We start from the raw sequence: 15386 nt of genomic DNA, 5'->3' as shown, positions 1-15386 counted from the left end.
AATCGAATATTATTTTTTAAGTTTTTTACTTAATGAATATGGCGCATTTTCAGGTTTACTTGCCCATGCTTTATTTGGTACAGCATCCATATTAAATTCTAAAGAACCACCATCTTGAACAGCATCTGAGTATAAAAAACTATTATTCCATGGTTTTCCATTTAACGAAGCAGATTCTATATACACATTCTTTTCTGAGTTATTACTGGCTGAAATAACAAAGGTTTTTCCGTTTTCTAAAGTCAGCGTTGCTTTTTTAAATAATGGACTTCCAATTACATATTCATTAACAGCAGGTGTTACTGGGTAAAAACCTAAAGAACTAAATACGTACCACGCAGATGTTTGTCCATTATCTTCATCCCCACAATATCCATCTGGGGTTGCAGAATATAACTTGGTTAAAACCTCACGTAATTTTTCTTGTGCTTTATAGGATGTATTTGCATAATTATACAAATAGATCATGTGCTGAATCGGTTGGTTTCCGTGTGCATAATTTCCCATGTTGGCAATTTGCATTTCAAGAATTTCATGAATTCTAAAACCATAATAAGAAGCATCAAAATTTGGTGGCATTTCAAAAACCTCATCTAATTTAGCTTCAAAAATTTCTTTTCCTCCCATGAGGTCAATTAAACCTTGGGTATCATGAAAAACAGACCAGGTATAATGTAAACTATTTCCTTCTGTAAAAGCGTCTCCCCATTTTAAAGGATTAAAAGGAGATTGAAAAGTACCGTCTTCATTTTTTCCTCGCATTAAGTTAGTAGAGGAATCAAATAAGTTTTTATAATTGTAAGATTTCTTATAAAAATCTGCAGCTACCCCATCTTTATTTAGTTTTTTCGCCATTTCTGCAATGGTAAAATCTGCAAATGCATATTCTAATGTTCTTGCTGCATTTTCATTAATCCCAACATCATAAGGTACGTAGCCTAATTTATTGTAGTAATTTGCTCCTTCTCTACCAACAGAATTTACTGGACGTCCTTCTACTTCATTTGCATTTTTTAAAACAGCTTCTAAAAGTACGCTTACATCTTTTTCTTGCATGTTTCCTTTTAAAAATGCGTCAGCAATAATAGTAGCTGAGTTAGAGCCAATCATACAATCTCTATGCCCAGGACTTGCCCACTCTGGCAACCAACCAGATTCTTTATAGGTATTTGCTAGCCCTTCCATAATTTGTGTATTTAACTCAGGATACATCATATTAAAAAATGGAAAAACAGCTCTAAACGTATCCCAGAAACCATTGTCTGTAAACATATACCCAGGTAAAACCTCTCCGTTATAAGGACTATAGTGTATTACGCTTCCTGTAGCATCATACTCGTAAAACTTTCTTGGAAATAATAAAACACGATATAAACATGAGTAAAAAGTTCTAACATTGTCAATATTATCATCTTCAATAACAATTCTTTGCAATTCTTTTTCCCAAGCAGCAGCCGCTTTTTCTTTAGTATTTTCAAATGAATCGTTCCCTATTTCTGTTTTTAAATTTAATGCCGCTTGCTCATGACTAATAAATGAGGATGCTACTTTAACATTTACTTCTTCTCCCTTTTTTGTTTTAAAACCAATAATTGCTCCAACGTGTTCTCCTTTATTGTCTGTTGAGTTTTCTATTAGCTTCCAACCATCTCCCCAAGTGTGGTTTAATTCGAAATCTTTATCAAATTCAGCCACAAAATAATTATGAAAATTATCTGGTACGCCTCCACTATTGTTTCTACAATAACCAATAATTTTTCTTTCCTTCGGAAGGATTTTCACCATCGATCCTTTATAAAAAGCATCTAAAATAATGAAAGCCGAATCTGTTTTTGGAAATGTAAATTTAAAATGTGCGGCACGTTCTGTAGGTGAAACTTCTGCAGTAACATCATAATCTGCAAGATATACACTATAATGATTTGGTTTAACTATTTCTGCTTTATGCGAAAAATAAGAAGCGCGTTCTTCTTCTTTATATTTTAAATTACCTGTAACCGCCATTAAAGAAAAGGCCGCATAATCATTAATCCATGGACTAGGCTGATGGGTTTGTTTTATACCTCTTATCGTTTTATCATCGTACTTATAAGCCCAACCATCACCCATTTTGGCAGTTTGTGGTGTCCAAAAATTCATTGCCCAAGGTGTTGCAATTGCTGGGTAGGTGTTTCCGTTTGATAAACTAAAATCGGAATCTGTACCCATCAATGGATTTACATAATCAATAAGTGCAGTCGTTTTCTCATTTTTATCTATGGTCTTCGTTGGCGAATCACATGCCATAAATAAACCAATACTTGCAATTAATATACTCTTTAAAATATGTTTTATCATCTTTATAAATTCAATTATTAATTTTTCTCAACTACTATAACTACGTTCCTAAAAACATTGAGAAAAAACTTAAAAACCATTAATTGTTTGCTTTAGTTCTTTTTCCTTCTCAACACTACCATCAATACATATTAATGCTGTTATTTATTTAATTCTACAGCATTTCCATGTCCTCTATACAGTTTTAAAGCATCCTCTAATTCAACTTCTAAAATAGTTGTATAAGCATCTAAATTATTTTCTTTAGGAATTTCTATTCTTAAAATTCCAGGAATATTGTTCCAAGCGGCACCACCGTTTCTTTCGAAACTAAGTTCTTGCCCACTACCTACAACTTTAATAGATTTTACTTTATTCTGAATTCCTTTTAATGAAATGTAGTTTTTAGGAGCATCAAAAATGGCCAAATAAATTTTAGTTTCATCTTTACTTAAAAGTGTTGGTCCATAAAAATGGCCATAAGGCAAACCTGCTTTTGAGTTAAAAACAGCTGTTTCATGTTTGTTAATCCAAGTTCCTAAAGCTTCTAAACGCTCTAATTGCGGTGCTGCAATAGTACCATCTGGTTTTGGACCAATATTTAATAACACGTTTCCTCCAGAACCAATAACTTCTACAAAAGTTCTTACAATTTGCGATATTGGTTTGTAATTTGTATCCGAAGGAAAATACCCCCAATTATCATTCATAGTCATACAGAACTCCCATGCTCCTTCTGGTCTTACTACAGGAATCCCTTGTTCTGGCGTACTATAATCTCCATGTGTTTTTAGTCTAGAGTTAACAATAATTTTTGGGTTCCATGTTAATAATGAATCCTTTAAAGATTCTGCTCTCCATTGTTCGCTAGATTTTTCCCAGTCTCCATCAAACCAATATAAATCTGGATTAAATTTAGTACTTAACTCTTTTAACTGCCCTGTATTAAATCTTATAAATCGCTCCCAAGGTGTTAACTGGTTTTGCCTTTTTTGAGGATAGTCTTTTCTGGTATTAGGACGTGGAAAAACTACATCGTAATCTGGATGCGACCAATCTATTAAAGAATAATACAGACCTACTTTTAAACCTTCGTTTCTTAAAGCGTCTACATAAGGCGCCACTAAATCTCTTTTTGCAGGTGTTTTTTCTATTACATTTAAATGACTAAGTTTTGTGTTCCACAATGCTACACCATCATGATGTTTTGTTGTTAAAACAACATAACGAGCTCCTATTTTTTTAAATAATTTTGCCCAAGCTTCAGGGTTGTAATTTTCTGCTGTAAAGCCTTTTCCTTGTGCCATATAATCATCATAAGAAATACGTTTATGATACATAGACCAAGACTCACCAATACCATTTACACCATAATATCCCCAATGTATAAACACCCCTAATTTAGCATCTTGAAACCACTCTAAACGCTGTTCTTTAGTCAGTTTTTCTTGTGCCGAAATTTGATTCACAAACAAGAAAAATAAAACAATTGTTATATTTAAATACTTCATATTTTAATTTATTATAATTTCATCAACAAATAACCAAGCGTTTCCTCCTTTAGGCGTTTTTCCTAAATTTTTAGCAATCACTTTTACATATCGTACAGATTGTGCTTCAAAAGAAACTTTAAAATCCTTTAAATCGAACGAAGGGTTTTTAGCATACGCTCTTTTTTCTACCCCCACTTCTGTATAATTTTTACCATCGTTAGAAACAAAAACAGTTACCGCTGTTGGAAAATAAATTTGAGGACCTTGATTTTCTAAAGTACCTACAATTACTTCTTTTATTAAAGTTAGCTCACCTAAATCTACCACTGCTTCCATGTCTTTCTTTAACCATGCTTGCCAATGACCGTCTGTATAATTTTTTGTTGCACGCAAAGTATTTACCAAACCAAACTCTCCTTCTCCTTGGTATCTATCATCATAAATTTCTTTAAACGTTACTTTTTTCCCTACAGCTTTATGAAACTTAATAGTGGTATTAAATGCAACGCCTACTGGTTTATCATCCTTGAATAAAGATGCATGAACCTCTGTTGTTTTATCAATTTTTATAGGTGTTGAATATCTTATAGCGTTTTCTGATAGTTTGTCTTCATTTAATGTATAACGAATATCTGAATCTGTAAATTCATTGTTCAACACTAAAGTAACTTCCTCTGTATCCATATTAATTTTCACATCTTCCATCACCAAAAATGCACTTTTTGCATAATTAATATCCATTACATCATAACGTTTAAACATGCTAGTCATTCTTAATGAAAAATCTTCCCAATTACGAGATTCTTTTGTTGACCAAAGTGTTTCTGACAATGCAGCCAATCTTGGAAAAATCATATATTCTGAGTGAGATTCTGTTTTAATTTGTTCAGACCAAAGGTTTGCTTGTCCGCCTAAAACATGATTTGCTTCTGTTTCTGTCATTCCTTCTACAATAGGATCAAAAGTGTACACTTTACTTAACGGAGTATAACCTCCCCAAGCCAAAGGCTCTTCGTTTTGTGGCCCTTGATAATGATCAAAATAACAATGAGAACCCGGTGTCATAATAACATCATGTCCTTGTTTTGCTGCTTCTAGTCCGCCGGCAACACCTCTCCAACTCATTACAGTTGCTTCTGGCGCTAAACCACCTTCTAAAATTTCATCCCAACCAATTAAACGTTTTCCCTTAGAATTTATCAAACGTTCCATTCTTTTGATAAAATAACTCTGTAACTCTTCTACATTTTCTAATTTTTCTGAACGCATTCTTTTTTTACAATCAGCACATTTTTCCCAATTGGTTTTTGTTGCTTCATCACCACCAACATGAATATATTTTGATGGAAAGATATCCATTACCTCTACTAAAACATTCTCTAAAAACTCGAATGTATGCTCTTTTCCTGGACAATAAATATCTGTAATAGGCCAAAGTCCGCCAGAAGGAACTCCGATAGGTCTTTCATGACACGATAATTCTGGATACGCTGCAATTGCAGAAGATACGTGCGCAGGAATTTCTATCTCAGGAATAATTTCAACATTTTTTGTTGCTGCATACGCTACTAAATCTTTTAATTGGTCTTGCGTGTAAAAACCACCATAAGTTCCTTTTTCATCTGGTGAAGTTTCATCTCTACCATCCCAATGTTTGTCTTCTTGGTCTACTCTCCAAGCACCAACTTCTGTTAATTTTGGATATTTTTTAATTTCGATTCTCCAACCTTGGTCGTCTACTAAATGTAGATGAAGCACATTCATTTTTAACATTGCCAAACGATCTATGGTCTTTTTTAAATAATCAATTTCAAAAAAATGACGTGATACATCTAACATTAACCCTCTGTATTTATAACGAGGATTGTCTGTAATACTAAGATTTGGTATTTGCCATTGTTCATTAGAAACTACGCTCTCACTTTCAATACTTACAGGAAGTAATTGCCTAAGCGTTTCTATTCCATAAAGAAAACCTGCGTTTCCACTAGCAGTAATGATTACTCGGCTAGAATTTACTTCTAACTTATATGCTTCCTTCTCTAGATTTTCATCTACCGTAAATTGAATAAAATTATTTTCAGGAGCTTTTTCAGAGATACTAAGCGTCCACCCTGCAGCATTCTTAAATTTATCAATTAAAACTTTAGTTACTTCTTTTTGGGAAGCATCTGTGGTTACAAATGTTGTTTTGCCAGTAAATTCAAACGATCCTTGTTCTAAATTTAATGCTACCGGTTTCGGAATAACAGTAATATCTTCTGTTGTGAAAATTTTTGCTTCTTTACTTTTTTGGCATGATGCTGTTATGGCTATTAAAACCAAAACTAACATCGTTTTAAATACATTCATTCTAATCGGTTTTTATATTATTAATTTTTATTAAGTTGGTTTACGCTACTCGTTTTATGTAAAAAATTATTTCTAAACATAATTATCTATTACTGTCCAGTTTTTTAATCATCCCAAGACATTTTAAATGCGGCATCCTCCATTCTATTGCCACTTTTTTCATCTGCAACCGCATAATTAAATCCAGATCGCAAACTGTAGCCTGCATGTTCACCTTTTTTATTTACTGCTATAAAACCAACTTGTAAATACTCCATATCTTTATGGTTTTTATGTTTTGCATAAATGCGTTCTACAATTTCTTTACAAGCTTCATAAGGAGATTTTCCTTGGCGCATTAACTCAACTACCATTGCACTTCCTGCGGTACGCAAAACAGCTTCTCCTAAACCTGTTGCAGCAGCAGCTCCAATATCATTGTCTAAAAACAATCCTGCTCCTATTATTGGTGAATCTCCCACACGACCATGCATTTTCCAAGCAGCACCACTTGTAGTGCAACCTCCAGAAATATTACCGTCTTTATCTACAACCAACATAGAAATGGTATCGTGATTTTCCATATTGATAACTGGTTTGTACTTGGATTCTTCAACCCAGTTTTTCCAGTCTTTTTCAGCTTCTGCTGTTAGTAGGTTTTCTTCCTTAAACCCTTCAGACAATGCAAATTGGAAAGCACCTTCTCCAACAAGCATTACATGCGGTGTATTTTGCATTACTTTTTTAGCTACTGAAATAGGGTGCTTAATTCCTTGTAAAAAGGAAACCGAACCACAATTACTGTCATGATCCATAATACAAGCATCTAAAGTTACCTTTCCTTCTCTATCCGGAAATCCGCCATAACCTACACTTCTTACTTTTGGGTCTGCTTCTGGAATATTCATTCCTGCTACAATAGCATCAACCGTAGGTTTACCCTCTTTTAACTGTTTCCAAGTTTCTTCATTTGCAGGCAAACCATGATTCCAAGTAGAAATTATAATAGGTTTAGATCCTTTACTAATTTCCGTGCTTCCCGTAATTTCAGATTTGGTCTCTACAGACTTATCGCAACTTAAAATTGCACCAATACCTACTGTTCCTAAAGCTGCTTTTTTTATAAAATTTCTTCGATCTGACATGCGTTGTTTTTTTTATTGATACATTTTTGAGGTTAAAGCCATTGAGTTTTTAGTATTCTTATTAGGAGTGCTTCCCATCGTAAAAATCAATTCGCCACCGTTCATAATTTCCTTATGTGTAATGTAATTTCGTTCTATTACTTCGTTATTTAATGAAATAGACTGTATGTATTTATTGTCTGAACTATTGTTTAGAACCTCTATAGAAAATGTATTCCCGTTTTCTAAATGAACTAAAGCAGTATCTACAATTGGTGAACCAAAAGCATAAACGCTTTGTGCTGGATTTGTAGGGTAAAAACCTAAAGCACTGAAAATATACCAAGACGACATTTGTCCGCAATCTTCATTTCCGCAATGTCCGTCTGGTTCATTTTTATATTGTGTTTCTAATATCTGACGCACCAATTTTTGAGTTTTCCATGGTTTATCAATATAATTATATAAGTAAGCTACATGATGACTTGGTTCGTTTCCATGTGCATATTGACCAATCATTCCGGTACTAAAAATGGGTAATTTATCTTCTGGAAGCGGATCTAACGTAAACATTGAATCTAATTTTTTTTCAAAAATATCTTTACCACCTATAATATCTGTTAACCCTTCGATATTATGCTGAACCGACCAGAAATATTGCCAAGCATTACTTTCACAGAAATAAGGTGAATATTCTTTAGGAACAAAGTTTTTAATAAACGAACCGTCCTTTAATTTTGGACGCATAAACCTACTTTTAGAATCGTAAACATTACGCCAATTCTCCGATCTTTTTAAAAACACTTCATAATCATCAATCTTTCCAATGGCTTTTGCAAACTGAGCAATGCACCAATCATCATAAGCGTATTCTAATGTTTTAGAAACCGACCAATTTTCATGTTGCTCGTCAATCGGTACATAACCCAACGCCGTGTATTCATTAATTTGCCTAGAATTATCTTTGGCACTTTTTAAACATGCTTCATATGCCAAAGCGGTATCAAAACCTTTAATACCTTTAAAATAAGCATCTACAATTACAGGAACTGCATGATAACCAATCATCATATTCGTTTCATTTCCTTGCAAAGACCAAACTGGCAGCAACCCTGTTTCCTCATAATGAGCAAGAAGTGAATTTACCATATCTGAAACCCGATTAGGATGTAAAACAGTGTACAATGGATGTGCAGCCCGATATGTATCCCATAATGAAAAGGTATCATACCTATTAAATCCTTCTGCTTTCATAACGCTATCATTTGCACCTTTGTAGTTTCCGTTATGATCACTTAACAAAGTAGGTGCCAGCATAGATTGATACAGCATGGTGTAAAAAATTCGCTTTTGAGTTTCATCTTTAGTAGTAATAACTATTTTACTAAGTTCATTTTCCCATTTGGTTTCAGCTTCACCTTTAATAGCATCAAAATTAAAATGAGGAGCCTCTACTTCTAACGATTTATAAGCACCTTTAATATCTGCAGTTGATACGCCTGTTTTTAAAATGACTTGTTCCCCTTTTGTAGTAGCATAATTTAAACTAATTCTTATATTTTTAGCGGTAACAGGCGATGTTGTTATCGTATCATTTTTATATAATTGATAAGATTCAAATGGTTTAGATACTTTTATTACAAAATATGCACGCTGGTCTTTTGCCCAACCTGTAGATTTTCGATATCCTTCTATAGTAGTATTATCAACAACCCTAAAATGAGTTTCCGTTGGGCTATCCCAATTTAAAGCATAGCCTAAATCTATATGAATCTGAGTAGCTTTATCTTCTGGAAAAGTATACCTATGAACACCTGCTCTTTCTGTAGTGGTTAATTCGGCTTTAATTCCATAATCTAATAAATCTACCGAATAATATCCTGGAGACGCAGTTTCTTTAGCATGTTTAAAACTAGAAAAAGGCTTAAAGTTATTAGCTTCTATCCGTTTAGAGGATCTGCTGTTGGTTGGCATTACTAAAATATCATACAAATCTCCGGCACCTGTTCCTGTTAAATGCATGTGAGAAAAACCAGAAATTATAGAGTCTTTATAAAAATACCCTGCTATTCTATCCCATCCAGGAATACCAATATCTGGACTCAACTGCACCATACCAAAAGGAACCGTTGCTCCTGGATAAGTATTACCTGGTCCATCTGTTCCTATAAACGGATTTACAAAACTGATCAATTTAGATTGAACTAATACATCTTGGGGCTCTTTACATTGTGAAAAAAGAACAATATACAATAGCGTTATAAAACAAATCTTTTTCATTCACTTTTATTCTAAAATATTTATTTTTAAATAGAAATACTTCTTGTTAACCAGTTAAACGAACTATACAACCGCTACTTGAGCTTTACCATTTTTATAACCAAACCAAACAATATATGCATAACAAAGTATAATTAACAATAATGCATTTTTAAATGCGATATAATCTGTTAAGAAACCAAACATTGGAGGAATAATTGCCCCACCAACAATAGCAGTACATAATAAACCTGATGCTTTTGGTTTTAAGTGTCCTATACCATCTATAGCTAGGGTAAAAATGGTTGGAAACATAATAGAGTTGAATAAACCAACTGCCAAAATACTCCACATACTAACCAAACCAACAGTACTCACAGATAAAATAATTAAGGAAATAGAAATGGTGGCAAAAATAGCCAATACTTTTCCTGGTTTTATAATTCTGGTAAGATATGCACCTGCAAACCTACCAATCATTGCACCAGACCAATAAAATGTTACAAAAACACCTACAACTGCTTTGTCATCTCTTTCTGCCAATCCAGAGTTTAAAATGCCTTCTGCAATGGTTCTCATAAATCCGTTTTCTTTAATAACCGATACAAGATTCATGTCTAAGAAATAGTTTACTAAGTAACTACCAATAGCAACTTCTGCCCCAACATAAAAAAAGAGACCTAAAACTCCTTGCATTAATTTCTTGTTTTTAAAAGCCTCTCGATATGTTCCTGAAGAAGTTTCTGAAATCATATTTGGTAATTTTGCAAACAGAAAAATAATTGCTATAACTCCTATAAAAACAGCCAACCCTAAAAAAGGAGTTTGCACTGCTGCTGCTTCAGAAGTTAAGTAAGCTTCTTTTGCAGCTCCTTCTAATTCTGCAATTTGATCTTTGGTTTTTATAACATCACTTAAAATAAACAAAGCACCAACCGCAGGTGCTACTGCAGTACCTAAAGAGTTAAATGCTTGAGAAAGATTTAAACGACTAGATGCTCCGTCTTCAGAACCTAATACAGCTACAAAAGGATTGGCTGCAACTTGTAAAACAGTCATACCTGCTGCCAAAATAAAATATGCCAACATAAAAATACCAAACTCACGATATGAAGCTGCTGGATAAAACAATAAGCACCCTAAAGCCATGGTTGATAACCCCAAAATAATTCCTTTTTTATATCCTATTTTAGATAAAATATAACTTACTGGAATAGACAATAAAAAATAGGCACCAAAAAATGCAAACTGCACCAAGCCTGCTTGAAAATAAGTTAATGTAAATAATTCTCGTAAACGAGGAATCAAACTATCTACGAGTACAGTGATAAATCCCCAAAGGAAAAATAACACCGTTAATAAGATAAATGCTGAGCGATAGGATTTTTGATTCGTCATAATTTTATTTTTTTACTATTTAAAACGTACAATGATTTTCTAATTTCTACTTAAAACTATCTTTGGTTTCTTTAATAGCTTTTAAGTACTCATCGGTTAACTGTGGACCATCAAAAAAGGTAACCCCTTTTGCTCCATTTTCTTTTGCTAAAATAATTGCTTGTTTTAGTTCTGCTGATGATGTGAATGGTGGAATATAAATACCCGTATTAACTGCAATATTTTCTGATTCTACATCAGCAACACTCTGTTTGGTAGCATAACCAATCCAATCTATTTCTTCATTATAAAAACCATGATAAATCATTGGGTATACCTCATCAATATTCCATTTATCCCAACGCTGACGTACCATATGGTCTGCCATTTCTGGATACGGAAATACTGCTGCTGTTAATTTTTTATTGTGTTTGTGTACCAGTTTATATGCATCATCTACAATCGCTTTTATAGCATTTAATCGGAAGTTTTTCCATTCCATATCAATAGCTGTATTTTTACTTTCTCTTGGGTTTTTATCGTGAATTTTCTCAAAAGCATTGATACATTCATCACAATAACAAAAATCATATTCTGCCATTTCTGTATCTTGTACTAGGTCGTATTTAGGAAGTAATCCAATAGGTAAAAAAATATCTGGAAAACGGATATAATCTAAATGTACACTTTCAATTCCTTCTACTTTTGCCAAACCTTCTACCAAGCCTAAAATATGATTTCTAGATTCAGTTCTTGTAGGACACAGCCATTGATAATACCCAACATACGGTCTTGTATCAAAGCAAGATTTACCATCTCTACTTACCATATACCATTCCGGATGCTTTAGTGCAACCGTATCTCCTGGACGATTTACAGCCATAATCCACGCATGTACATTTAAACCTTCTTCCTTTGCTATAGGAACCAAACGTTCTAATTCTTTAGGATCTGTTCCTGTATTAATTAAAATTTCATCAATTCCGCCAGCTTTATATTTTTTAAATTCAGACTTATAAGCCTCATTTGTTTTCTCTTTACTAGAAGTTATCCAAGTACCAAAAGTAAATTCATCAACTTTCTTTGCTGAAATATCAGAAGATTTCACTTCTTTTTCTTGTTGCACTTGATTACAGCCTACTATTAAAAAAATAGACCAAACAAATAATGTAAATTTTGTCTTCATAAAAACCTGTTTTTATACGTTAAAATTATTTTAATCCTTTAAAAAGTGTGTTTAATAACTCTTGATCTTTGTCTAAACTATATTCCCAGAACATCGCTCCACCAAAACCATTTTCCTTTATAAATGCTGTCTTTAATTGAATATCTTTAGACGTTTCCCAAGAAACAAATGTACTATCGCTTTCACTCCATAAATAGGACGCTTTTGCAGATTCATCGTACATTTCTTTATATTTTCCGTTAGCAATTCTTTCTTTAAGTTCTTTGTAAGGCACAATATAACCGCCTTCTTGAGAATGCTCATTTAATCCATCTTCTGTAGAGCTCACCTTTTTCCATTGTCTTCCGTAAAAAGGAATCCCCATCACTAATTTATCTGCTGGCACACCCGCTTCCAAATGTCTTTCCATAGCATCTACTCCGCTATTTACATTGTATGCATCTCTTTCTGAAGGATATAAATTTGCATGATGCCCCGTTTGATAATACCAACCTTGATAAAAATCGTAACACATTACATTTATAAAATCGAGGTATTTATGTGCTTCTCCCAAATCAGTTTGTTCTATGTAAGTTTCATCAGATCCAGTAGCAATGGTTAACAAATAATGGGTATTATTTTTCTTCCCTTCAACATCTAAAGCTTTTCGAATTTCTGCCAAAAGCAAGGTAAAATTATCTTTATCTGAAGGACGAAAAGGATTGTCTTGTCCACGTTGACCTGGATATTCCCAATCTAAATCGACGCCATCAAAACCATGTTCTATTAATAAGTTTACACAACTTTCTGCAAACTTTATTCGAGAGTTATCAAAAGCTGCCATCGTAGAAAATTGATCTGACCAAACCCAACCGCCAACAGAATACAATACTTTTAAAGTTGGATTTTGTTTTTTTAAGGATATCAACGTCGCAATTTTTGCTTTATCTGTCTCTAACTCAAATTTTGCTTTACCATCTACAATATTTGCAAATGCAAAATTGATGTGTGTTAATTTAGTTGCATCAATTTTAGAGAAATCATAGTCTTCATAACCTGCTGCGTAACCAATTATTTTATAATTTTCATTTTGCTTTTCTTTCGGTACACTATTTTGTTTTTCTGCGGTTTTATTACATGCAAAAAACAATAGCAAAAGGAATATGTATTTTATAAATTTCATCTTATTTATTTTTTAATAAAAGTACCATCTTCTTTTATCGTCATCAATTTATTTGAAAATGGACTCTTTACAAAAATAGACCAACCAAAACGATGATTAATAAGCGTTGGTTTTATTGTTTTTCCATCTACATTTATTGCAGAGGATGCTATTTTCTTAAGAGAAGTTGACCACGTTTTATTTGTTTCAAAATACTGTTTTTGAGCACGGTATAATTTATACAATTCCCATTTAATTTTTTCATCATTAGAAATTTCAAACGTATCTTTTTCACCAACTTCTTTGGATGAAAAATAAACATAGCCCCACTTTTCTGGTTCGTGCATATTAATAACTCCTTGTGGAGACCAAACCCAATTGTATTCTGGAAGATACTTACCGTTCGCATCTTTTTTACGTTCATATTTACCATCGGTAAGTTGATAATCCCAATTTACTCTAGAAAAATTAACACGCCAAAACTGATCTTTAGGAACATTTTTTTCAAAATAAGATTTCTTATAAACACTCCAAGGAATCGCCATTTCAAGAGTCCAACCTTTGTCTGTATCATTTGGGTTATTTAAAGTACCATCAATGGTAATGGCAGTTTTCATTCCGGTTGCAGTCCAATCATTTAAAACAACATTATTTTGTTCTCTATACGGTTTTGTAATAAATAAATCCCAAATGGTATTGATTGCATTTACTTCTATTTCATAATAATTATGTGTATCTCCGTCTGGATCAACAAAAACTTCAAAATCATTATTATGAAAAATAATAGCATCATGCTCTGTAATATCTGCCCAAACGTGCGGCTCTTCCATTTTTGCTAAAATGTAAAAATACGTATCGTCCCACAGCATTTTAATCTGGGTTTTATAGGTTGGCTTTTTTATTCCTTGAATATCTATAAAAGGGTCTGACCAGTCTACTTTGCTCCAAGAAACATCATTTTCATTTCCATCAATAATAATTGCTTCAGCACTATGATATGCAATGTAGTTTTCTGGTGTAATGGTCTTTGTTTCTTGGGCATAAGATGCCATTGAAATCAAACAAAATAAAGGTGCTAAATATTTTAATTTTAAACTCATTTTTAATATTCTTAAGTTTGGCTAAAGCCAATTATCCACTCATTATTCATAACACAGACTGAAGCCTATGCCTATTTATAAACTATGCTCTTTTGTATATTGAATAACTTCACTCAATTTACCAAAAGCCATTGCTACCACTGTATCTGCAGCACCATAATAAATAGCTAATTTATCTTCTTCTACATCGTGTAACGCTGCACAAGGAAATACAACATTAGGTACATCGCCAGTAGTTTCATATGATTCTGCTGGTCCTAATAAATAAGGTTGCGTTCTGTATTTAACTTTGTCTGGTTCATTTTCATCTAAAAGTGCAGATCCCATTGCATAACGGAACCCATTGCAAGTATTTATTACTCCGTGATAAATCATTAACCAACCTTCGTCTGTTAAAATAGGAATTGGACCTGCACCAATTTTGGTACATTGCCACGCACTATCTTCAAAAGGTGTTGCTTTCATTACACAACGATGTTCTCCCCAATATTTCATGTCTGGACTGTAGCTAATGTAAATATCACCAAACGGAGTATGTCCATTATCACTTGGGCGACTTAACATTGCATATTTACCATTTATTTTCTGCGGAAATAAAACACCGTTTCTATTAAAAGGTAAAAAAGCATTTTCACATTGAAAAAATTCTTTAAAATCGAAGGTATACCCAATTCCAATTGTTGGCCCGTTATAACCATTACACCAAGTAATCCAATATCTATCTTCAATAAATACCACACGTGGGTCGTATTTATAATCAGACTCTATCATTTCGGTATTTCCTGCTTGCATTTCAATTGGCTCATGATTGATATCCCAATCAATTCCGTTTTTACTAAAACCAGCAAAAATATTCATTTGTACTGCTTTGTTATCACACCTAAAAACACCTGCAAAACCATCTTTAAAAGGAACAACAGCACTGTTAAAAATACTGTTAGAAGATGGAATGTCATACCTGTTTATCACAGGGTTTTCCGAATATCTCCAAACTACATCATTGCAACCTTCTGGTTTATCTTGCCAAGGAATTGATTTCATATTTTATTTATTATTTAA

10 protein-coding genes are annotated in these 15386 nt (G+C 33.2%); all 10 read right to left on the bottom strand.

The genetic code is table 11. The annotated features are described in order from the left end of the window. Positions 1–9: 9 nt before the first annotated feature. Positions 10–2337 (bottom strand): GH92 family glycosyl hydrolase, encoded by a 2328-nt coding sequence (locus tag GQS57_RS17340; RefSeq protein ID WP_165734239.1) that lies wholly within the window; start codon positions 2335–2337, stop codon positions 10–12. 140 nt (positions 2338–2477) lie between these two features. Next, on the bottom strand, positions 2478–3827 hold the full coding sequence (locus GQS57_RS17335) for an alpha-L-fucosidase (protein ID WP_165734237.1): 1350 nt from the start codon (positions 3825–3827) through the stop codon (positions 2478–2480). 3 nt (positions 3828–3830) lie between these two features. Further along, positions 3831–6161 carry a family 20 glycosylhydrolase gene (locus tag GQS57_RS17330; RefSeq protein WP_165734235.1) on the bottom strand — a complete coding sequence of 777 codons (2331 nt, stop codon included), beginning with the start codon at positions 6159–6161 and terminating at the stop codon, positions 3831–3833. A 104-nt stretch (positions 6162–6265) separates the two neighbouring features. After that, positions 6266–7285 carry a N(4)-(beta-N-acetylglucosaminyl)-L-asparaginase gene (locus tag GQS57_RS17325; RefSeq protein WP_165734233.1) on the bottom strand — a complete coding sequence of 340 codons (1020 nt, stop codon included), beginning with the start codon at positions 7283–7285 and terminating at the stop codon, positions 6266–6268. Positions 7286–7297: 12 nt separating this feature from the next. Then, a complete protein-coding gene (locus GQS57_RS17320) occupies positions 7298–9544 on the bottom strand; it encodes a GH92 family glycosyl hydrolase (protein ID WP_165734232.1) in 2247 nt (748 codons plus the stop codon). Between the two features lie 63 nt (positions 9545–9607). After that, the gene (locus GQS57_RS17315; RefSeq protein WP_165734230.1) at positions 9608–10921 is read right to left on the bottom strand and encodes a sugar MFS transporter; all 1314 of its coding nucleotides are present in this window, start codon (positions 10919–10921) and stop codon (positions 9608–9610) included. Positions 10922–10967: 46 nt separating this feature from the next. Further along, on the bottom strand, positions 10968–12086 hold the full coding sequence (locus GQS57_RS17310; RefSeq protein WP_165734228.1) for a family 10 glycosylhydrolase: 1119 nt from the start codon (positions 12084–12086) through the stop codon (positions 10968–10970). A gap of 25 nt (positions 12087–12111) precedes the next feature. Continuing rightward, a complete protein-coding gene (locus GQS57_RS17305) occupies positions 12112–13248 on the bottom strand; it encodes a glycoside hydrolase family 18 protein (RefSeq protein ID WP_165734226.1) in 1137 nt (378 codons plus the stop codon). A gap of 5 nt (positions 13249–13253) precedes the next feature. Continuing rightward, on the bottom strand, positions 13254–14327 hold the full coding sequence (locus tag GQS57_RS17300; RefSeq protein WP_165734224.1) for a carbohydrate-binding family 9-like protein: 1074 nt from the start codon (positions 14325–14327) through the stop codon (positions 13254–13256). A gap of 75 nt (positions 14328–14402) precedes the next feature. Next, the gene (locus GQS57_RS17295) at positions 14403–15368 is read right to left on the bottom strand and encodes a glycoside hydrolase family 130 protein (RefSeq protein WP_165734222.1); all 966 of its coding nucleotides are present in this window, start codon (positions 15366–15368) and stop codon (positions 14403–14405) included. Positions 15369–15386: the final 18 nt, after the last annotated feature.

The organism is Polaribacter sp. 20A6 (assembly GCF_011378915.1).
GTDB classification, from domain to species: Bacteria; Bacteroidota; Bacteroidia; order Flavobacteriales; family Flavobacteriaceae; genus Polaribacter; species Polaribacter sejongensis.
Note: the sequence above shows the minus strand (reverse complement) of the source record. Positions and strands in the feature narration are given on the sequence as shown.

Bases quoted from the DNA above. Each gene is read 5' to 3' on its own strand.
- GQS57_RS17340 (WP_165734239.1), bottom strand. From the start codon at position 2,337: ATGATAAAACATATTTTAAAGAGTATATTAATTGCAAGTATTGGTTTA.
- GQS57_RS17300 (WP_165734224.1), bottom strand. From the start codon at position 14,327: ATGAGTTTAAAATTAAAATATTTAGCACCTTTATTTTGTTTGATTTCA.
- GQS57_RS17295 (WP_165734222.1), bottom strand. From the start codon at position 15,368: ATGAAATCAATTCCTTGGCAAGATAAACCAGAAGGTTGCAATGATGTA.
- GQS57_RS17315 (WP_165734230.1), bottom strand. From the start codon at position 10,921: ATGACGAATCAAAAATCCTATCGCTCAGCATTTATCTTATTAACGGTG.
- GQS57_RS17305 (WP_165734226.1), bottom strand. From the start codon at position 13,248: ATGAAATTTATAAAATACATATTCCTTTTGCTATTGTTTTTTGCATGT.
- GQS57_RS17325 (WP_165734233.1), bottom strand. From the start codon at position 7,285: ATGTCAGATCGAAGAAATTTTATAAAAAAAGCAGCTTTAGGAACAGTA.
- GQS57_RS17310 (WP_165734228.1), bottom strand. From the start codon at position 12,086: ATGAAGACAAAATTTACATTATTTGTTTGGTCTATTTTTTTAATAGTA.
- GQS57_RS17335 (WP_165734237.1), bottom strand. From the start codon at position 3,827: ATGAAGTATTTAAATATAACAATTGTTTTATTTTTCTTGTTTGTGAAT.
- GQS57_RS17330 (WP_165734235.1), bottom strand. From the start codon at position 6,161: ATGAATGTATTTAAAACGATGTTAGTTTTGGTTTTAATAGCCATAACA.
- GQS57_RS17320 (WP_165734232.1), bottom strand. From the start codon at position 9,544: ATGAAAAAGATTTGTTTTATAACGCTATTGTATATTGTTCTTTTTTCA.